General features: G+C 40.7%; 22 protein-coding genes. 14 read left to right on the top strand and 8 right to left on the bottom strand.

The features are described from left to right. Positions 1 to 119: 119 nt before the first annotated feature. The gene (locus AC1D0K_RS21670; protein ID WP_477393721.1) at positions 120 to 1,334 is read right to left on the bottom strand and encodes a BaiN/RdsA family NAD(P)/FAD-dependent oxidoreductase; all 1,215 of its coding nucleotides are present in this window, start codon (positions 1,332 to 1,334) and stop codon (positions 120 to 122) included. Between AC1D0K_RS21670 and AC1D0K_RS21665 the strand changes: the two genes are divergently transcribed. Genes AC1D0K_RS21665 through AC1D0K_RS21650 form a run of 4 tightly spaced genes read left to right on the top strand, consistent with a single transcriptional unit; the run spans position 1,333 to position 3,395 of the window. Then, complete coding sequence (locus AC1D0K_RS21665; RefSeq protein ID WP_295712927.1) at positions 1,333 to 1,941, top strand: NADH-quinone oxidoreductase subunit A; 609 nt, start codon at positions 1,333 to 1,335, stop codon at positions 1,939 to 1,941. The two genes, AC1D0K_RS21670 and AC1D0K_RS21665, sit on opposite strands and share 2 nt — an antisense overlap. Then, positions 1,934 to 2,416, top strand: coding sequence for an NADH-quinone oxidoreductase subunit B (locus AC1D0K_RS21660; protein ID WP_295712930.1), 483 nt, complete (start codon positions 1,934 to 1,936; stop codon positions 2,414 to 2,416). The genes AC1D0K_RS21665 and AC1D0K_RS21660 overlap by 8 nt, the downstream gene beginning before the upstream one ends. A gap of 27 nt (positions 2,417 to 2,443) precedes the next feature. Beyond that, on the top strand, positions 2,444 to 3,106 hold the full coding sequence (locus AC1D0K_RS21655) for a MafI family immunity protein (RefSeq protein ID WP_477393718.1): 663 nt from the start codon (positions 2,444 to 2,446) through the stop codon (positions 3,104 to 3,106). 4 nt (positions 3,107 to 3,110) lie between these two features. Beyond that, positions 3,111 to 3,395, top strand: a complete 285-nt coding sequence (locus tag AC1D0K_RS21650) for a DoxX family protein (RefSeq protein WP_477393716.1) — start codon at positions 3,111 to 3,113, stop codon at positions 3,393 to 3,395. A gap of 126 nt (positions 3,396 to 3,521) precedes the next feature. Here AC1D0K_RS21650 and AC1D0K_RS21645 read toward each other — a convergent pair whose 3' ends face one another. Beyond that, positions 3,522 to 4,250, bottom strand: coding sequence for an SDR family oxidoreductase (locus AC1D0K_RS21645; RefSeq protein ID WP_477393714.1), 729 nt, complete (start codon positions 4,248 to 4,250; stop codon positions 3,522 to 3,524). Positions 4,251 to 4,429: 179 nt separating this feature from the next. Between AC1D0K_RS21645 and AC1D0K_RS21640 the strand changes: the two genes are divergently transcribed. Then, complete coding sequence (locus AC1D0K_RS21640) at positions 4,430 to 5,332, top strand: alpha/beta hydrolase fold domain-containing protein (RefSeq protein WP_477393712.1); 903 nt, start codon at positions 4,430 to 4,432, stop codon at positions 5,330 to 5,332. Here the strand turns inward: AC1D0K_RS21640 and AC1D0K_RS21635 are convergent, their stop codons facing one another. Next, entirely contained in the window at positions 5,333 to 5,944 is a 612-nt protein-coding gene (locus AC1D0K_RS21635; protein WP_477393710.1) for a hypothetical protein, read from the bottom strand. A 114-nt stretch (positions 5,945 to 6,058) separates the two neighbouring features. On the opposite strand from AC1D0K_RS21635, the gene AC1D0K_RS21630 reads away from it, so the two are divergent. Together AC1D0K_RS21630 and AC1D0K_RS21625 are read left to right on the top strand one after the other, a co-directional pair. Beyond that, on the top strand, positions 6,059 to 6,565 hold the full coding sequence (locus AC1D0K_RS21630) for a hypothetical protein (RefSeq protein WP_295712947.1): 507 nt from the start codon (positions 6,059 to 6,061) through the stop codon (positions 6,563 to 6,565). After that, positions 6,565 to 7,107, top strand: a complete 543-nt coding sequence (locus AC1D0K_RS21625) for a GNAT family N-acetyltransferase (RefSeq protein ID WP_477393708.1) — start codon at positions 6,565 to 6,567, stop codon at positions 7,105 to 7,107. The genes AC1D0K_RS21630 and AC1D0K_RS21625 overlap by 1 nt, the downstream gene beginning before the upstream one ends. 62 nt (positions 7,108 to 7,169) lie before the next feature. Here the strand turns inward: AC1D0K_RS21625 and AC1D0K_RS21620 are convergent, their stop codons facing one another. Continuing rightward, complete coding sequence (locus AC1D0K_RS21620) at positions 7,170 to 7,751, bottom strand: fasciclin domain-containing protein (RefSeq protein WP_295712952.1); 582 nt, start codon at positions 7,749 to 7,751, stop codon at positions 7,170 to 7,172. 299 nt (positions 7,752 to 8,050) lie between these two features. After that, a complete protein-coding gene (locus tag AC1D0K_RS21615; RefSeq protein WP_477393705.1) occupies positions 8,051 to 9,505 on the bottom strand; it encodes an NADP-dependent isocitrate dehydrogenase in 1,455 nt (484 codons plus the stop codon). Between the two features lie 184 nt (positions 9,506 to 9,689). Between AC1D0K_RS21615 and AC1D0K_RS21610 the strand changes: the two genes are divergently transcribed. The 3 genes from AC1D0K_RS21610 to purE all read left to right on the top strand — a co-directional run bounded on the left by AC1D0K_RS21610 (position 9,690) and on the right by purE (position 12,069). After that, on the top strand, positions 9,690 to 10,073 hold the full coding sequence (locus AC1D0K_RS21610; RefSeq protein ID WP_477393703.1) for a hypothetical protein: 384 nt from the start codon (positions 9,690 to 9,692) through the stop codon (positions 10,071 to 10,073). Positions 10,074 to 10,134: 61 nt separating this feature from the next. Then, positions 10,135 to 11,274, top strand: a complete 1,140-nt coding sequence (locus AC1D0K_RS21605) for a 5-(carboxyamino)imidazole ribonucleotide synthase (RefSeq protein ID WP_477393701.1) — start codon at positions 10,135 to 10,137, stop codon at positions 11,272 to 11,274. 297 nt (positions 11,275 to 11,571) lie between these two features. Then, positions 11,572 to 12,069, top strand: a complete 498-nt coding sequence (gene purE, locus AC1D0K_RS21600; protein WP_477393699.1) for a 5-(carboxyamino)imidazole ribonucleotide mutase — start codon at positions 11,572 to 11,574, stop codon at positions 12,067 to 12,069. A gap of 199 nt (positions 12,070 to 12,268) precedes the next feature. On the opposite strand, the gene AC1D0K_RS21595 is transcribed toward purE, so the two are convergent. Beyond that, a complete protein-coding gene (locus AC1D0K_RS21595; RefSeq protein ID WP_295712968.1) occupies positions 12,269 to 12,832 on the bottom strand; it encodes a YqgE/AlgH family protein in 564 nt (187 codons plus the stop codon). Positions 12,833 to 12,939: 107 nt separating this feature from the next. Between AC1D0K_RS21595 and pdxH the strand changes: the two genes are divergently transcribed. The 4 genes from pdxH to AC1D0K_RS21575 all read left to right on the top strand — a co-directional run bounded on the left by pdxH (position 12,940) and on the right by AC1D0K_RS21575 (position 16,628). Next, positions 12,940 to 13,587, top strand: coding sequence for a pyridoxamine 5'-phosphate oxidase (gene pdxH, locus AC1D0K_RS21590; RefSeq protein WP_295712971.1), 648 nt, complete (start codon positions 12,940 to 12,942; stop codon positions 13,585 to 13,587). Then, positions 13,584 to 14,081 carry an NADH-quinone oxidoreductase subunit C gene (locus AC1D0K_RS21585; protein ID WP_477393696.1) on the top strand — a complete coding sequence of 166 codons (498 nt, stop codon included), beginning with the start codon at positions 13,584 to 13,586 and terminating at the stop codon, positions 14,079 to 14,081. The genes pdxH and AC1D0K_RS21585 overlap by 4 nt, the downstream gene beginning before the upstream one ends. 229 nt (positions 14,082 to 14,310) lie before the next feature. Beyond that, on the top strand, positions 14,311 to 14,667 hold the full coding sequence (locus tag AC1D0K_RS21580; protein WP_477393694.1) for a BlaI/MecI/CopY family transcriptional regulator: 357 nt from the start codon (positions 14,311 to 14,313) through the stop codon (positions 14,665 to 14,667). 11 nt (positions 14,668 to 14,678) lie between these two features. Next, the gene (locus AC1D0K_RS21575) at positions 14,679 to 16,628 is read left to right on the top strand and encodes a M56 family metallopeptidase (protein WP_477393692.1); all 1,950 of its coding nucleotides are present in this window, start codon (positions 14,679 to 14,681) and stop codon (positions 16,626 to 16,628) included. Positions 16,629 to 16,766: 138 nt separating this feature from the next. Here AC1D0K_RS21575 and AC1D0K_RS21570 read toward each other — a convergent pair whose 3' ends face one another. Then, positions 16,767 to 17,852, bottom strand: coding sequence for a DNA topoisomerase IB (locus AC1D0K_RS21570; RefSeq protein WP_477393690.1), 1,086 nt, complete (start codon positions 17,850 to 17,852; stop codon positions 16,767 to 16,769). 175 nt (positions 17,853 to 18,027) lie between these two features. Further along, a complete protein-coding gene (locus tag AC1D0K_RS21565; protein ID WP_295712983.1) occupies positions 18,028 to 18,318 on the bottom strand; it encodes a DUF3892 domain-containing protein in 291 nt (96 codons plus the stop codon). Positions 18,319 to 18,343 lie beyond the last annotated feature (25 nt).

The raw sequence follows: 18,343 nt of genomic DNA, 5'->3' as shown, positions 1-18,343 counted from the left end.
ATCTCTACACAGGCAAATCGTCTACGCAAATCAAACTTTTAGGTTTGCTCTGTACAGCTCGGAGATTGCTTCGTGCCTCGCAATGACGGAAGTAGTATTCTGCTTTTCTTAAATTCTGATCAAAGATTCTGCGCTATTACAAACCCACTTGCCCAGGCCCATTGAAAGTTATAGCCGCCCAGCCAGCCCGTAACATCTACGCATTCACCGCCAAAAAATAAGCCGGGAATTTTCTTGGTTTCCAGTGTTTTAGATGATAATTCATCTGTTGATAAACCACCGCGCATTACCTCGGCTTTGTCATATCCTTTATCGCCGGCCGGTTTTACTTTAAACTCATGTATTAAGGTACTAATATCCTCAATTTCGGTTTTGGTGAGGGATGCCAGGTTTTTCTCTACAGGTAATTTATCACTCAACGCTTCGGCAAACTTGCGGGTATATAAACCAGCCAGATAGGCCAGTAACATTTTTTTACCATTGGTTTCTTTTTCCTGCTGAATCAGGTCGGCAATGTTTTGGTTAGGGAGCAGATCGATATAAATATATTCGCCAGGCTTCCAGTAGGACGAGATTTGTAAAATGGCCGGGCCACTTAAACCCCAATGGGTAAACAGGATGTTCTCTTCAAAGCTAATTTTATCGTTCCAAACCCTACAAAAGATGCTGTTGCCAGATAATTGCTCATACCAGGGCTGATCTTTCCCGGTAATGGTAAGCGGTACAAGGGCAGGGGCGGTATCCGCTATTTTGAGGTCGAACTGGCGGGCTGTTCTTAAGCCAAAGTCGGTAGCACCCATTTTTGGGATAGGCAAGCCGCCGGCTGCTATCACCACACTTGGCGCGCTTATAAATTCTTGCCGGCCGCCAATTTCAACACGAACGGTAAAACCGTCGTCGGTTTTTTCAACCATTTTTACATCGGCATCGCACCAGATCTCCTGGTCAAGATCGGCACATAGATTGGTGAAAACTTCTACCACATCTTTAGCCTTATCACTTACCGGGAACAACTGTCCAAGCGTTTTTTCCTTTCCTTCAATACCATAAGTTTCAAAAAAGCCGATGGTATCATCCACCGTCCACTGCGAAAAGGCTGATTTACAGAAATGTTGATTTTGCGATATAAATTGCTGGTCGGTAGCGTACAGATTTGTGTAATTACACCTTCCGCCGCCACTGATGAGGATCTTGGCACCCACCCGATCATTTTTCTCGAGGACGAGGGTACGTTTGCCTAAAAAGCCGGCTTGCACGGCGCACATGAGTCCGCACGCTCCTCCGCCAATTATTATTGCATCAAAATCTGTTTGTTTTGTTAATTTTGTAGTCATGACCGAAGTTTCGCAAATATCAGAATTTGGAAAGATACTCATCTTTCTGCTCACCGGAATAATAATGGTGTGCGTGATATTTTTTTTCAACAGATTATTGGCACCCAATAACCCTAATTACGAGAAGCTAACTTCCTATGAATGTGGCGAGGAACCCACAGGAAATGCCTGGTTGCCCTTTAATTCGCGTTTTTATGTAATAGCACTGATATTTTTATTGTTTGATGTAGAAATGGTATTTATTTTTCCCTGGGCGACAGTATTTGGGAATCACGAGCTTATTGCCGGGGACGCCCGCTGGGGATGGTTCTCTTTAGCAGAGATGTTCATCTTTTTAGGCATCCTGATATTGGGATTGGTTTATGCCTGGGCAAAAGGCGACCTGGAATGGATTAAAGCCAAACCTACTGTACCTACCACTGATGTAAATATCCCGGCATCGTTTTACGAAAAACTAAACCTGGAACAAAGTAAATTTACTGTTAAAGCGTTTAATATGGGCAACGAACCGCTTGCGGAAGCCGTTGTTGCCGCAACACCAACAGAATTACCACCGGTAAGAAAACCTATGTTTAAACCCACCTTTAAAAAGCCTGCAAATGAGTAGCGAACTAACCAGCGAAGAAGGTGGCGTAGTGATCACCAAAATGAACGACCTGCTTAATTGGGCGCGTTTATCATCCTTATGGCCCTTGAGTTTTGGGATAGCCTGCTGTGCCATTGAAATGATGGGCTCCATGGCATCCACTTACGATTTGGACCGCTTTGGCGTTTTTCCACGCCCATCAGCCCGCCAGGCCGATGTGATTATTATAGCAGGTACCGTAACCTTTAAAATGGCCGAGCGCATTAAACGCCTGTATGAGCAAATGCCCGAACCAAGATATGTGATATCTATGGGATCATGCTCCAACTGTGGCGGCCCTTACTGGCAACACGGTTACCACGTGGTTAAGGGGGTAGATAGGGTGATCCCTGTTGATGTATACGTACAAGGCTGCCCACCACGACCAGAAGCTTTAATTGGAGCTATATTAGAGCTGCAAAAGAAGATTGAGGGAGAGCGTTTGATTGGTGCTTAAAAGAGATTTAATACAAAATGAAATAGCATGATCAGTTGGTTTAAAAAACGAAAAAGTATTAAAGACCAACTGTTATATTTAATAAAGGTAGCTGAGTTATTCGGGCTGAATGAGGTTGATGTTAATAATTCGAAAGAGTACCTCCAATATAATGAATATGGGGTCTGCTTTGATTTACTTATAGCAAAAATGCATGAACATAATATCGAGATAGACAACGATATTTATATTGTGATTTGCGATGTTGCAAAGCGAATGAAGATACCGCTTGAAGAATATTCGTTTATGAATGAATTAGTTCGCGATAATCCTCAAAAGGCTGTAACTGTAAAGAAATACCCGCTTCATGAGCAGGTTTTGACTGGTGAAATTGAAAATGTTAGGGCAGGTCTGGCGCCTGAGACTAATTTAGATGAACTTGATGGATTTGGCAACTCGCCCTTACATTGGGCTGTAATGGGCGGATATTTAGATATAGTTGAACTTTTACTCAGCGCCGGAGCCAATCCCAATACAATGTCATCACAAGGATATACACCCAAATGGAGCGCAGCGGATTTTGGGCTTAAAGAGATTGAAGTATTGCTAACATCATTTGGAGAGAAGATAGCTACAAATGAAAATTTTGATAAAGTATCTTGGTCTGTATTCAAAGATTTTTTGGGCCAGCAGATGCCTGGTGGAGAATGAACAATTGAAAATATATAAAGGTACTCATCGTCCTCCGTTCAACTTTCATCGTATTCACAATCATTTCCCGTTTTTTGTAGGCGATTGGAACATCATTTTCAGTGGTAACCTGGCTATGATGCTGATGCTGTGCTTTTCGGCATTAGGGCATTTTATGTATACGGATGGTATGGTAATGATGATGGCGGGTTTTATTCCCTTTAAAAGATTCCTGGTTTACTTTACAGGGGTTTTAGAACCGGCTCTTGGTATTGCCTTGTTGTTTAATGGGCTACCTATGACAAGTTAAAGAATGCCAGACTTACGAAGTTTTTAAAACTTCGTAAGTCTTTCGCCGCTTGTTATTTCCAACTTTAGAGTTTTCCGAATTTTATCAATTCAAATGACAAACGGGTAATTATGGTCGTTAGTTTTATTAATTCACCGTATTCAACCTGTTAAATATCCCCTTTATTTCTTCGGGACCGCCATTGGCCATCGCTTCACTAAATCCAAAAGTCAGTTCGGTTTTTTCGTTTTTCAATTGTTCAAATATTGATTCGATAAACGCGCTTACCGGAGGATGTGCATCATGCAGACCCTTGCCACCCAGATCGGTGTTCAATGCCGGTGGGATGATCTCAATCACCTCAATGTTTTTTGATTTCAGTAGATGACGTGCGGATAGCGTAAATGAATGGAAAAATGCTTTGGTTGCAGAGTACACCGGTACCATGGTAAAAGGCACAAAGGATAAACCCGAAGTCACGTTTATAATGGTGGTTAACAATTTTAGCTTCATGAACAGCGAGGTTAAATGTATTGGAGCCTCGATGTTGGTTGCAATTTCGGCCTTGGCACGCTCAAAAAAATTCTCGTCGGTAATTTTCATCCATTGCTGCACGCCTGCGTTATTTACCAGCACATTTAGGTCGCTGTGGTTTTCGGCAATCCAATCAAAAAGCTCCACACGTTCTGCTTCAACCGAGATATCGGATACCCGGGTAATTACTGATGGGTATTTATCGGCCACTTCCTGCAATACAGATTCGCGACGGCCGCAAACTATTACCGTATTGCCTTCCTGTATAAATCTTTCGGTAAGCCCTAAGCCGATGCCGCTTGCACCGCCGGTAATCAAAATTTTATTGTTGGTTAATTTCATGTTATTTGTTTTGTAGTTGATATATCAAAGATGTTAATAAAACAAGGGAGCTTAGTTACGAATATCAAACCATAGTTTGCGAAATTCAAACCTGTTTAAAACTGATTGTGCAGCTAATAATCTTTAATATCTGAACAAGGTATTTATATAAAGCCTATCTTTAATTCAACTAACCAATTATGAAAAAAAGCAGCTTGTATTTTTTTGCAGCATTTGTTTGCGCGCTAAATATTTCAAAAGCCCAGGTAAATCCTAAGCCCGATATTTTTCCTAAAGGCACCACATTTATCAGCAATGTGCCATACGCCGGTGATAGCCTCAAAAAGCATTTGTTGGATATCTATCTTCCGCCGGTTGTAAAAAGCAGTTATCCCCTTATTGTATGGATTCATGGCGGCGCGTGGATGCTGAATGATAAATATGCCGATATGGGTTATATGACCCAAACCATAAAAGGGTTTATTGATAAAGGATATGCGGTTGCATCAATAGATTACCGCCATAGTACCACAGCGCCATTTCCGGCACAGGTGCAGGATTGTAACCAGGCTGTTGAGTTTTTATACCAGAACGCCAATAAATACAAACTCGACCGCGATAAAATTGCACTCATTGGCTTTTCGGCAGGAGGGCATTTGGCTTCGTTGATGGGTTTATCTAATAACAACAATGTAAAAGAGTTTTACCAGGCCGGAAAAAAGCCTGCCTTCAAAATAAAACTGGTGCTTGATTTTTATGGCCCGTCGGATTTTTTATCGATCAAGGGTAACGAATCAACTGATCCTCAAAGTCCATTAACCCTACTGCTGGGTGCCCGGGTGTTTGATCGTCCCGACCTGGCCCAAGTAGCAAGCCCTGTTACTTATGTAGACAAAAATGATCCTCCATTTCTTATTGTTCAGGGCGAAAAGGATGAATCTGTAAGTCCCCAGCAATCTATTCTACTTAGCTTACACCTAAAACTGGCCGGGGTAAAAAATGAGTTGATCATTGTGCCCAACGCCCCGCATTACGGAGTTATGTTTGATGCGGAGGATATCAGGAATAAGGTATTTTATTATTTGAACGAGTATTTGAAATAGTTAAGATCGTATTACACTACGTTCTTCTACAATCTCCTTTAAAAGTACCTGCAATATCACAGCGTTCCAATCATTGGCGAAGCTTTTGCTGACGCACTGCTTTTTATTTTGGCAGTTGTAGATCATGAAATAAGTTTGGTAACTGCTTACAGCAATCTCGTCCCACTGTAATATATGTTGACGGTCCCAACCAATGCCATCACAATGGAACCGGATACCGCAAAGCTCAAAAGTTTGATGAATTGTATATAACTCATGGTAATAGCTAAACATATTTATAAAATAGTTTTTCCATAGCTGCTGTATAATATCAGCCCATAATTTACCGTACAAATGTTTACGGATGCCGTAATAACTACCAAGTTTAATCCGCGTTATTTTTTGCTCATCATTTTGTATCTCAATAAAATATTGGCGGCCAAACACAAAATTATATCCCCTTGTCCAGGTAATTCCATACCGGAAAGCTGCAATATTTTGAGTAGGTAAAAACACCGTTGAAACAAAGCTCCGTTGTTTTTCAATCGTCAATCCCTCCACCTCAAAACATATTTTTTTGCTTGCTTTGTTGCTTAGCAATCCGGGGATCTCAATTGTGTTTTCGGCATTCATTTGGTATAAAAATAGGCGTCAGTTTTAATACTTTATTTAACTGTAAAAAATAAACCTGTCAATACAGGTGCTTTTTATAAAAAGCATAACTTTATAGTATTAAATCTCATCACCATGGCTGCAAAAAATATCAAACCACAACAAAACGACGCCATACTTACTATTTTATGGCTTTGTTTTTTAACAGGGACGCTTGATGGCATCGCAGCCATCATCTGGAACTATTTCACAAATGGAAGTATTCATGCTGATATTATTTTTAAGTTTATAGCAAGTGGTGTATTTGGCAAAGCAGCATTTAATGGCGGCGCCGAAATGGTGTTGGCCGGAGTTATATTCCATTATCTCATTGCTTTTTTATTTACGGCCGTTTTTTACCCGCTTTACCCCATTTGCGATAAGCTTTTGCGCAATAAATATTTAATTGCCATTTTTTATGGGGTTATTACCTGGCTGGTGATGAATCTTGCTGTTGTACCTTTAAGCAAAATTGGGTTTCACCCTATTAAGGTGCAGGTTGCTTTAACGGGGATTATTATACTGATAATTTGTATAGGTTTGCCGATAGCTCTTATTGCAGATAAAAAATATTGGGCATCTAAATTTACACCGCTTAAGTAATGCCTGTTAGGTTTCCATCAACGCAATTTCCAGAATTGCATACCCATCGGTTGAGGTTAAGAGAGCTGATGTTTAGTGATACAGAACAATTATTAGCAATCCGTAGTAACGATGATATAAACCGTTTTATCGGCCGCAGTTCGGTGCAGACTGCCGAAGCCGTAAATCAGTTTATAGCGGCGCGGAGAAAGGATATGATCGATAAGCGAAGTGTGTACTGGGGTATTGAACTTAAATGCTCAGGTAAACTTATAGGAGCAATATGCTACTGGAACCTCAATGATAAGGCCATAAGTGCCGAAATAGGTTATGAGCTATTGCCATCTGAACAAGGTAAGGGTTTGATGAAAGAGGCTGTTGATAGCGTTATTGCTTATGGCTTTGATGAAATGGAGCTGAATACCATAACAGCATGGCTTTCTCCTGCAAATGTGAAATCTGTTCAGTTACTGGAGCGGCATCATTTTAGTTATAATGAAACCATTGATGAACAGCTTGTTTACAAATTAAGCCGCCTTACCTGGCAAACAGGCATGCTTTAATAAAAAAGGACCAGGCGTTTTACCGCCCGGCCCTATGGATTTAAAAATTGGACTGAAAATCTTTATTGTGGCATTAATACGCCGTTTAAACCGTGTACAACACCATTTGATGCCATGGTATCAAAAGATATCACCTGCGCGGCATTGCCTTTTGCATCCACAATCTGTAAATTGCTTTTGTCATTAACAGATAAGTTAAGCACCTCACCATCGATGGTTTTTAATGAGGCTTTACCTTTGCCTGCACTTAATGCTTTAATAATATCGGCTTTGGTATATTTACCAGCTACTACGTGATATTTTAGCAATTTAGCCAGTTTAGCATGATCTTTAGTTAAGTCATCCATGGTTGGCTTAGGAACTTTGCTGAAAGCTACATCGTTAGGTGCAAATATGGTAAATGGGCCAGGGCCCTTTAAGGTAGCTTCCAGATCGGCAGTTTTTACAGCTAGTGCCAATGGCGCAAAATCAGTAGTAGTGGCCAATACACCTACCACATCGCCAGATGAGGCAGCTGTCGCTGCCTGTGTAGTTGCAGGAGCGGCTTTAGCAGTAGTATCCTGTTGTTGTGTTTGTGCGATTGCGTTGTTCGATAAAAATCCAATAGCTAATGAGGCTACGGCAATTAAAACTGACTTTTTCATGTTCATCTTTCTTTGATCTTGTGTGTAAATAAAATGTAAATGAGTAGCAGTTTTTCCTAATAATTTCCTTTTAGTTATATATTTAGTTAGTTATTGTATTTATTATAACTAATAATTACATAAAAGGTTTTCAGTAAACACGAATTTCACTAATTGTATCGAATTTTACGAATTAAGATTGGCTCTAATTGCACTGATGATTTTAAATTATACGAATAGTAATTTGCACGAATTTATTCCGACACATCAGTATAAATTCGTGTAAATTACCTTTCAATTTGTGAAATTGGTGCCTGTTTTTATTGGCCCTGTGCCAGGGTGTAGCCAATTTTACCGTCGAATTTCATGAGGAACTCAACCGAACAAACTTTTACTTTTTCAGAAAAATCTGCTGCTATGTGAAGTAGTTCTTTTTGGGTTATTTGCAAACCTGGTTTCTTTTCAAAGCGTACACGGTATTCGTTCACCAGTTCGGTATAGATAGATCCTGTGGGCCATACCTGGGTTCCCCGGTTGGAGATCATCACCAGGTCGAAGTTATCTGTAAGTACAGTTTTCGCGATCTCGGCAAGTGCGGCAGGTTGTACCTTTGATTCAACAAAAACATCAACACCAACCATTTCTTCTTTGATGTTTTTGGTAGCTGTAAGCTTGTTTTTTAAAGGTTGTATTTTTTCGGCCTTTACTGCTAAGTCGGGATTTGAAAACACGCCTCCGCTTGCAGGTACTTTACCCAGGTTGGCAATAATGGCATTTGTAAAGCTATTGGTGTTTGATGCAGGAATAGTTTTGTCGCCAAAATCACCGGTATGCACGCCTTGCTCTAAAGTATATAATAACGCGTTTTCGATATCAGCCGCATTTTTAGAAAAACCCAGGAAACGCAGCATCGAAATGCCTGATAACAACAACGCCGTTGGGTTAGCTATGCCTTTGCCTGCAATATCCGGTGCTGTGCCGTGTACGGCTTCAAAAATGGAGATATTATCGCCAATATTGGCTGATGGCGCAAAACCAAGACCGCCAACCAAACCGGCGCATAGATCAGATACGATATCGCCCTGAAGGTTGGTTAATACGATGGCTTCAAAAGTTTGCGGGCGGGTTACCAGTTTCATGCACAAATCGTCCACAATAATATCCGAGGCCTCAATATCCGGGTATTCTTTAGCTATTTCCTGGAAAACTTCAAGGAAAAGGCCATCGGTAAGTTTCATGATATTGGCTTTATGGCCGCAGGCTAATTTTTTAAGTCCCTTGCGGCGGGCCATTTCAAACGCATAGCGAATAACCTGTTCAGATCCCGGACGGGTGATTATACGCCTGCCAACTGCCACATCATACGTCAGCAAGTGCTCAATACCTCCGTAAGTATCTTCAATGTTTTCGCGGATGATGGTTAAATTGATAGGGATGCCTGCTTTAGAGAAAACGGTATCAACGCCGTTCAGGCTTCGAAAATCGCGCTGGTTGGCATAGGTGTTCCATACCTTGCGGGCTGTTACATTGATGCTCTTTACACCCTTGCCTTTTGGCGTTTCCATAGGGCCTTTAAATAATAAGCCAAGTGTTTCAATGGTTTCCTTAGCTTCTGGTGTCATCCCGGTGGAGTGTCCCGCATCGAAATAGGATTTACCCATCTCAACAAATTCATATTCAAGCTGTACATCGTTTGCCTCAAAAACGTTTAGTACGGCCTGCATTATTTCGGGGCCTATCCCATCACCATTGGCAACTGCTATTTTGGTTTTCATAGAAAATATATAATAGTAAAAAACGGCGCAAAGGTAGCCGTTTTAAAGGCTTTAAATGGGCGGCGGTACTTTATCAGCCAATTTGTGACATTTATATTAAAGCTTTACGCCCGCTGATTCATTTATTTGCATAATAAATAATAACAGGCATCACATTAAAGTGTTTTGCCTCAACATATCACGTATGAAAGGACTTCCAAAGCAACTTTTTAAAACTTTTATATTCTCGCTTATTTTATCAATAGCGGCGACCAGTATTTATTATGCTATAAAGCAAAAAGGGTTAGACTACAGCCATGTGCTGCCTGTTATTTTTGAAGATATATTCTTTTTAAATATTATAGTGTTCGTGATGTCGTTGCCGGCGCTATTCCTGGTAAATCCCATTTATTGGAATAATCTTACGGTTAGGTTACCATTGTATTTTTCAGGTTCAATCGCATTTTTAGTAACCTCTATGACCATGAAGCTGCAGCCTGCAGATAAAGTTGTTTACTTGCTTACCGGAGCTATTTTTATGATAGTTCATTCAGTTTTTTATTATTTAACGGTAAAAAGGCGGGTATAGCTATAGATGTTTAAGCAAAAATAGGCTTTTTGAAAGATTTCAGGTAAACTTGCAACATCAAATGAAAGCATTTTACGGAGATCTAAAATTGGGTATCTTGGGCGGCGGCCAGTTAGGGCGCATGCTGATACAACAGGCTATAAATTATAATGTTACGGTTAAAATTCTTGATCCGGACCGTGAAGCACCGTGCCGAAAACTGTGCGATGAGTTTACTGTAGGTTCGCTGGGCGATTATGAAACCGTTTACAATTTCGGTAAAACTGTTGATCTGCTAACCATCGAAATTGAAAAGGTTAACGTGGATGCACTTGAACAGCTGGAAAAAGAAGGGGTGATGGTTTACCCGCAATCGCGCATTATCAGGCTGATACAGGATAAAGGTTTGCAAAAGCAGTTTTTTAAGGAAAATGATATTCCGACTGCTGATTTCCAGATCATATCATCGCCACAACAATTACAGCAAAGCTACATCCCGTTCCCTTACATACAAAAGCTGCGCCGGGATGGTTATGATGGTAAAGGCGTTTACAAAGTGCTTGATGCAACATACCTGGATAAAGCTTTTAAAGAGCCCAGCCTGATTGAAAAATGGATTGATTTTGAAAAGGAAATTGGTGTTATCGTTGCCCGTAATGAAAACGGTGAAGTGAGCGCTTTCCCGCTGGTAGAAATGGAGTTTAATCCCGAAGCAAACCTGGTGGAGTTTTTGATATCGCCATCAACTTTGCCTTTTGAGATACACCAACAAGCCGAGCAAATAGCCAAAAAGATAGCCGAAAGCCTGAAAATTGTTGGTTTACTGGCTGTAGAAATGTTTTTAGATAAACATGGCAAAATATTGGTGAATGAATTGGCCCCACGTCCGCACAATAGCGGGCACCAAACTATTGAGGGTAATGTGGTTTCGCAGTTTGAACAACATTTACGAGCCATATTTAACCAGCCATTGGGTGATACCGCCTGCCTGAACAACGCCATTATGGTAAACGTTTTGGGCGAAACCGGTTACGAAGGGCCTGCAATTTACCAGGGGATAGAGAAGGTAATGAAAGTACCAGGAGTATATATCCACCTGTACGGCAAGGCATTGACCAAACCATTCAGGAAGATGGGTCATGTTACGATTGTTGATATAGATAGGGAGAAAGCAATTGAGAAGGCGAGATTTGTGCAGAAGACGCTTAAAGTGATAAGTTAGCAGAGTATTAATAAATGACATTGCTGCGAGTGCTAGAGTTTCGCGAAAACCTGAATAGGAAAGACATTAAAAAAAAGGTTGTCATGCTGAGCCTGTCGAAGCATGTGGGCAAAGGCCTCTGCGCGCGCCCTTCGACAGGCTCAGGGTGACAGGCCATTTTAGAATGCATGATTAAATATGTCATAGGTAGTGGTAGGAACCCGACACCTAAAGGGGAAATGACAAGCGACGAAAGCCTTACGAAGTTTTTAAAACTTCGTAAGGCTGGAATACGCAACACGATTAAATAAAAGAGCCATGAACAATAAAGAACCAAAAGTAGCCATCATCATGGGCAGCAAATCCGATTTGCATATTATGCAGGATGCGGCCGATGTATTAAAAGAATTAGGTGTTGATTACGAGATCACCGTGGTATCGGCACACCGCACACCTGATAGAATGTTTAGCTACGCACGTGCAGCTGCAGATCGTGGTATAAAGGTGATTATTGCGGGCGCCGGCGGTGCAGCACATTTGCCGGGCATGGTGGCATCATTAACACACTTGCCTGTTATTGGAGTGCCTGTAAAATCAAGTAACTCTATAGATGGTTGGGATTCTATCCTGTCTATCCTGCAAATGCCCAATGGTATTCCGGTGGCTACGGTAGCGCTCAACGCCGCCAAAAATGCAGGTATACTGGCCGCGCAAATATTATCAACAGCCGATGAGTACCTGGTTAAGAACCTTATTGATTTTAAAGACGATCTGAAGAAAAAAGTAGAGGAATCTGCAAAGGAAATGGAAGGTTAGCAGTTAGCAGTTAGCAATTTGCAATTTGCAGTTAGCAATTAGCAGTTTGCAGTTTGCAGTTTGCAGTTAGCAGTTAGCAGTTTGCAGTTTGCAGTTTTTTTGAGAGGCCAACCAAGTTAGTCAAAATTCTGAAAATTCTTTAATTCTGAAAATTCTGATTCAGACAGGGTAGGGGTTCAGTAAAATAGCAACTGCAAACTCAGTTTAAAGCCGGGTTTTCTGGAAAGTTGGCAATATGGGCATATCGGTTACCTAAATTAATTACTACTTCTTTCCAAAGATTATGTTCGTCGTTGCTGAAAAGGCTTTCGGCTTTAAATTTATCAGATACTATCCAACTGTCGGCATTGATCTCTTCGTCCAGCTGCTGCGCGGTCCAGCCGGAGTAGCCTGCAAAAAATTTGATCTCGGATTCATTAAGCTGGTAATTACCAACCAGTTTTTTTACCACTTCAAAATCGCCACCCCAGAATAAGCCGGGGGCAATTTCGATCCCGCCTTCAAGCTTTTCGGGAACACAGTGTATAAAATGCAATGTGTTTTTAGCTACCGGGCCACCTTCATAAACCGGCATTTCTGAATAGGAAACATCAGGCAATACATCACCAAGCATATATTCGCCCTGGTGGTTTAAAATAAAGCCCATAGCGCCATCGGGTGAAAATTCGGTTAGTATAATAACTGATCTTTTGAAGTTCGGATCCATCATAAATGGTTCCGAAATAAGTAAACGCCCTGCGGCAGCCGAAATAAGACTTAGCATAAAGGTTTATATTTAAATGACACAACAATCATAATAAAAATATGTTCATTTATGAAAATGAATTGTATTCAATGTATACGGATTAATTAATTTGTAAGTTTGCACAAATGGATCAGCAGGAATTACAAAATTTAAGGCAGGATTATTCTGCCGCAACTTTATTGGAAAATAGCACCAAAGCCGACCCGATAAACCAGTTTGAACAATGGTTTAACGAAGCCTTAGCCGCAGAATTGCCAGAACCTAATACAATGATACTGGCTACTGCCACATCTACAGGAAAGCCATCAGCACGGGTACTTTTATTAAAGGGCTTTAATCATGCGGGTTTTGTGTTTTATACCAATTACTTAAGCCGTAAAGGTAAAGAAATCACTAAAAATCCGCAGGGAGCTATAACTTTTTTCTGGGGCGAACTTGAACGCCAGGTACGTATTGAAGGTACTATTGAAAAATTAAGCAAGGAGGAATCTGAAAGATATTTCCACTCGCGCCCAAAAGACAGCCAGCTAGGTGCTTTAGTATCGCCGCAAAGCCAGGAGATTGATGACCGTAGCGCGCTGGAGGAGAAAATGACTCAACTGGAAACTGAATATGAAGGTAAGGAAGTGCCAAAGCCATCATACTGGGGCGGTTATATTTTAAAACCACAAATGGTAGAGTTTTGGCAGGGAAGGCCAAGCAGATTGCATGACCGTATCCTTTATAAAAGAACCGACAAAAAGACCTGGAAAAAAGTACGTTTGGCTCCATGATGTTTAACGATATCAAATTATTACTCATCCAAAAATTTGGTGAGGCTGTAATTACAGGCGAAGAAACTGGCGGGCTGCAACCCGCCTTGCTTATTAATCCTGATGATATTGACATCGTATGCCTGGAGTTGAGGAACAATCCCGAAACCTACTTTGATTTCCTATCAAGCATTAGTGGGGTACATTATAATGATGAAACTAACCGTTACGGTGTGGTTTATCATTTAACATCAATCCCCTATAAAACACAGCTTACATTAAAAATAAGCAAACCACATGACCGCGAAAGCGATCAACTCCCTGAATTTAAAAGCATAACCAGCGTTTATCGTACTGCCGACTGGCATGAACGCGAAGCTTACGACCTTTTAGGTATTTTCTTCACCAATCACCCCGATCTGCGCCGTATATTGTTACCCGATGACTGGGAAGGTTTCCCGCTTCGTAAGGATTATAAGGCTGCTGAGTACTATAAGGGGATTAAAATAGATTAGCTCACTTTTATAATTCTTCTGACCCTGAGGTGGTGCCGAACTTGTTTCGGCACTCTATATAGCACAGGCGGCCATCACCTGTACACTTCTCTGTTGCATACTTTGCATGTGGGGTACCGAGACAAGTTCCATAAGTTAGCTATAACAAAAAGCCCGCCTCGTTAAAAATTGTTAAATTATTTTGTTAATTACGAAATGTTCGTAGCTTTACGAAACAATCGTAATTAGAATGGAAAAATTATCTAAACAGGAAGAGGAAGCTATGCAGGCAGTGTGGCAAAGCGGTGCTGGTTTTATAAAAGATTTTCTTGACCAGATGGCCGAGCCCAAGCCACCATATACCACACTGGCCTCAACCATAAAAAACCTGGAACGCAAAAGCTTTTTGAAGAGTGAAAAAATGGGAAACTCGCTGCGTTACAGCGCTGCGATAAAGGAGGAGGAATATAAAAAGCGCTTTATGAGTGGTTTTGTGAGTGATTACTTCCAAAACTCATATAAAGATCTGGTTACTTTTTTTGCTAAAGAAAAGAAACTGAGCGCCAGTGATCTGCAGGAGATTATTAAACTGATTGAAAAACAATAAACCATAAAGCCATGCCAGCATTGTTTGTTTTTTTACTTAAAGTAAATGTTGCTTTATTATTGTTTTGCGCTGGTTATTACCTGGTATTGAGGCATCTTACCTTTTATACCCTTAACCGCTTTTATCTGCTTACAGCTATTCTGTTTGCAAGTATTTACCCCAGGATAAACCTGAACGATTTTGTTCAGCAGCACCAGGCTTTGGCCAGGCCGGTTCAACGGGTTGTAATTAACTGGCAGGCTCCGGCGCAGGCGCTGGTAAAACAGGTTGATAACCCAAACTATTGGTTTTATGTAGAAGTAATATTCTGGGTAGGGGCGGCCTTCCTTGCCGTACGGTTATTTATACAGTTGTTTTCCTTATACCGGTTATATAAAAGCTCGCAACCGGCCACCATTGGCAACCACCAGGTAAGGGTGATGGATCAGGATATAGCGCCATTCTCGTTCTGGCAAAGCATTTTTGTAAACCCTGCCAACCACGAGCCAACTGACCTCAAGGCCATATTGTTACATGAACAAGTGCACGTAAACCAATGGCATACCGCCGATATTTTACTGGCCGAGTTTAGCAGTATTTTTTACTGGTTTAACCCCGGTATCTGGCTCATGAAAAAAGCCATTCGCGAAAATATTGAATTCATAACCGATCAAAAGATCCTTAAAAAAGGCATCGATAGTAAAACTTATCAGTATAGCCTGGTTTCGGTAAGTTTTAATAATACCCAACCCGGCATAGTTAATCATTTCAATTTATCAACCATAAAAAAACGTATCATCATGATGAATGCTAAAAGATCTTCAAAAATAAACCTAACCCGCTATGCTTTTTTAGTGCCGGCAGTTGTTGCACTGTTGCTGGTTTTCAGTATTTCAAAGGCTGATTTTGTGAAACCTATTAAAATTACCCTCGCAAATGCAGTTAAGCCATTTGCAAATGCTATACACGTGAATATGGCAAAGAAAGCCGACACACTTAAACTCGTTTCAAAACCGGTAAAAGGGGATACTTCAAAAACAACCTTTACTGTAATAACAGACAGCGATACTTCGGTGTACTATATCAATGGAGAAAAGGGAAACGCAAAAAATGTTGATCCTAATAGTATCACGGGCACTTATGTTTTAGATGGTAAGCAGGCTGCGCAATTCGTTAAGGAGAAGTATAAAGAAAATGTGCAGGTTGTGTTTATAACTACCAAAAACTCCGTAGCAGGGCAAAAATTAAAGGAAAAGCTGGATAGTTATTTAAAGGTTCACCCAGGTGTGGATGTTGCTACAGCTACTAACTTTCCTGATGTGGACTTAAAGGGAGATGTACAAAAAGTGATGGTTAGCGACTTTAAAATTGTAAGCGATACATTGAAAAATGGCGCTGGAAAAGCAAAAACCGTTTATTATAATTATAACGTTACACCCCGTGTTCCAGGCGTTTCAGGAAAATCAATTACCAAAGTAATTATTGCTGGTAAAAATAATCAGGTAATTAAATCAGATATCAAAATAAATGGGGTTGTCACCAATGCCGTTGCCGCCAACACAATTGAGGATGATAACGCTGAAGGCGATATTGCAAAGGTAGTTGGGGTTACAGCCGCTGTTTCCAGAAACGTAACCATTACTAAAAGAATTAACGCCAGCGGTACTTCAACGGCAACAGTTAGCGGCTGGAGCACCAGCCCGGCAATTAAAACAATTGTAGTAAACGGCAAAAGCGTTAATGATACCATAATGGCGGCGACCAGCCCTCGTGTAATCTACATTCGTAAAACCGCTGATAGCACAAAGGCAAGTCCGCTGATCCTGATTGATGGTAAAGAAGCTTCATCAAAAGGAATGAAAGAGCTTAATCCTAATGATATTGATAGCGTGAGTGTTTTAAAAGATGATGCCGCCGTAAAAAAATATGGCGACAAAGCCAAACAAGGTGTTATCATGATTAGCTTAAAGAAGAAAAAATAAATATCAAGCAAGGGGCCGACTGGGTTAGATTAAGTTGATTTAGGATCAGTTAATAGTTAATAATGAATTTTCTTTCTCTAAACTTAATCAACCCAGCTGGCCAAATCTAAATCGACATAACTTATTGTAAACAAGAAATCAACTGGCCACAGCCAGTTTTTCTGTTTCAAGGAGTTTTAATAAGGCTTTTTCGGCCAGGTTAAGCTCGGCGGCTTTTACATCTTCCTGCTCATTAATCTCGCTGATATATTTAAAAATAGTTCCCTCTTCGTAGCTTTTTATTACCGTTGGGTGTACATAGTATTTTTTACATACAGTACGGGTGTTACCCAGGTTGATGGCTACTTCATCTAATACGCTTACTATTTTTCTGCGGCATTCTGTTATGCTGTCAAATTCGCCGGCTTCTTTAAATGCATATAAGGCGCTTACACTACCCGCCCACGTACGGAAATCTTTAGCGGTGAAATCTTCGCCGGTTATTTCTTTCAGGTAATTGTTGATATCGCCCGAGCCTATACTGCAGCGTTCACCGGCTTCATTATAATATTGAAAAAGTTCTTTCCCCGGTATGTCGCGGCATTGTTTCACCAGTCGGGCCAGCTTTTTACTTTGCAGGGCAACTTTATGAAAAACGCCTTTTTTGCCTTTGAATTCAAATTTAATGTTCGAGCCGCTAATGTCAACATGCCTGTTTTGTAAAGTGGTTAAACCAAATGAACCATATAGTTTTTTATATGATTCGTTACCCACACGGATGCTGGTTAGCTCCATTAATCGTACTACCAGTGCCACCACTTTTTCATGATCGAGCTTGTGCCGGTTAAGATCTTTATCAACCTGTTCACGAATGGCAGGCAAATACCCAGCGAACGTTTGCAGTCGATGATATTTACTTAGATTACGGATCTGGTTCCAGCCTGCATGGTAACGATATTGTTTACGACCTACGGCATCAGTACCCGTAAACTGAAGATGGCCATTTGCATATGGCGAGATCCACACATTGGTATAAGCAGGAGGGATTACCAGCTTTTTGAAGCGTGAAATTACCTCCGCGTCCTTAACCAACGCGCCATCCGCATCATAAAAACACCATCCTTTACCTGCTTTTTTGCGGGTATAACCCGGAAAGGAGTCTGATACATATCGCAAGCCAACAGCCTTTGCTGTAACTTTTGGGTCACGACCAATTTTTTCCAGTTTTTGTTGTAAACGATCCATGTTCCTGATAAACACAGGGATGATAATTTAGTTTTATTGGTACTGAGCCAAAGAATATCTCTTTTTAAGAGATTGAACCTCAAATATCATTGCATAAAAAAACACCCGTCAAAACATGACGGGTGTACATAGGTAAGGTTTAGGTGTAAAAACGAAGGTTTAGGTTTGTTATTAATTATCTTGGCGCCAAAAAATTTAGCAGTTTGTCTGATTTTGTCTCGTCGAGAACGGTCCTTACGTATTTAAAGCCACTTTTTGTTGTGGCAGTAATAAGATTGAATTTATTGCCTTCATCATCAAGAATGTAAGCCATGCCGTTATCATTTATCCAATCAAAAAGTACGTCCCTTGTGGTAATGCCCCTGTTTTGAGTATTATCATCCACCCACATCAATGAATTGATAGACAGGTATGGATTGTCATACTCATTATTAGTTTTGTGAATACCTGTTATTTGTATGGGCATGTTGTAAATATCAAAGGATTGATGA

Source organism: Mucilaginibacter sp. P1_A3 (assembly GCF_056406855.1).
Note: the sequence above shows the minus strand (reverse complement) of the source record. Positions and strands in the feature narration are given on the sequence as shown.

Excerpts from the sequence above, each read along its gene's own strand:
- AC1D0K_RS21660 (WP_295712930.1), top strand. The coding sequence starts at position 1,934 with ATGAGTAGCGAACTAACCAGCGAAGAAGGTGGCGTAGTGATCACCAAA.
- AC1D0K_RS21620 (WP_295712952.1), bottom strand. The coding sequence starts at position 7,751 with ATGAAAAAGTCAGTTTTAATTGCCGTAGCCTCATTAGCTATTGGATTT.
- AC1D0K_RS21585 (WP_477393696.1), top strand. The coding sequence starts at position 13,584 with ATGATGTTTAACGATATCAAATTATTACTCATCCAAAAATTTGGTGAG.
- AC1D0K_RS21565 (WP_295712983.1), bottom strand. The coding sequence starts at position 18,318 with ATGCCCATACAAATAACAGGTATTCACAAAACTAATAATGAGTATGAC.
- AC1D0K_RS21630 (WP_295712947.1), top strand. The coding sequence starts at position 6,059 with ATGGCTGCAAAAAATATCAAACCACAACAAAACGACGCCATACTTACT.
- AC1D0K_RS21670 (WP_477393721.1), bottom strand. The coding sequence starts at position 1,334 with ATGACTACAAAATTAACAAAACAAACAGATTTTGATGCAATAATAATT.
- AC1D0K_RS21625 (WP_477393708.1), top strand. The coding sequence starts at position 6,565 with ATGCCTGTTAGGTTTCCATCAACGCAATTTCCAGAATTGCATACCCAT.
- purE (WP_477393699.1), top strand. The coding sequence starts at position 11,572 with ATGAACAATAAAGAACCAAAAGTAGCCATCATCATGGGCAGCAAATCC.
- AC1D0K_RS21580 (WP_477393694.1), top strand. The coding sequence starts at position 14,311 with ATGGAAAAATTATCTAAACAGGAAGAGGAAGCTATGCAGGCAGTGTGG.
- AC1D0K_RS21610 (WP_477393703.1), top strand. The coding sequence starts at position 9,690 with ATGAAAGGACTTCCAAAGCAACTTTTTAAAACTTTTATATTCTCGCTT.
- AC1D0K_RS21595 (WP_295712968.1), bottom strand. The coding sequence starts at position 12,832 with ATGCTAAGTCTTATTTCGGCTGCCGCAGGGCGTTTACTTATTTCGGAA.
- AC1D0K_RS21605 (WP_477393701.1), top strand. The coding sequence starts at position 10,135 with ATGAAAGCATTTTACGGAGATCTAAAATTGGGTATCTTGGGCGGCGGC.
- AC1D0K_RS21665 (WP_295712927.1), top strand. The coding sequence starts at position 1,333 with ATGACCGAAGTTTCGCAAATATCAGAATTTGGAAAGATACTCATCTTT.
- AC1D0K_RS21575 (WP_477393692.1), top strand. The coding sequence starts at position 14,679 with ATGCCAGCATTGTTTGTTTTTTTACTTAAAGTAAATGTTGCTTTATTA.
- AC1D0K_RS21615 (WP_477393705.1), bottom strand. The coding sequence starts at position 9,505 with ATGAAAACCAAAATAGCAGTTGCCAATGGTGATGGGATAGGCCCCGAA.
- pdxH (WP_295712971.1), top strand. The coding sequence starts at position 12,940 with ATGGATCAGCAGGAATTACAAAATTTAAGGCAGGATTATTCTGCCGCA.
- AC1D0K_RS21645 (WP_477393714.1), bottom strand. The coding sequence starts at position 4,250 with ATGAAATTAACCAACAATAAAATTTTGATTACCGGCGGTGCAAGCGGC.
- AC1D0K_RS21570 (WP_477393690.1), bottom strand. The coding sequence starts at position 17,852 with ATGGATCGTTTACAACAAAAACTGGAAAAAATTGGTCGTGACCCAAAA.
- AC1D0K_RS21635 (WP_477393710.1), bottom strand. The coding sequence starts at position 5,944 with ATGAATGCCGAAAACACAATTGAGATCCCCGGATTGCTAAGCAACAAA.
- AC1D0K_RS21640 (WP_477393712.1), top strand. The coding sequence starts at position 4,430 with ATGAAAAAAAGCAGCTTGTATTTTTTTGCAGCATTTGTTTGCGCGCTA.
- AC1D0K_RS21655 (WP_477393718.1), top strand. The coding sequence starts at position 2,444 with ATGATCAGTTGGTTTAAAAAACGAAAAAGTATTAAAGACCAACTGTTA.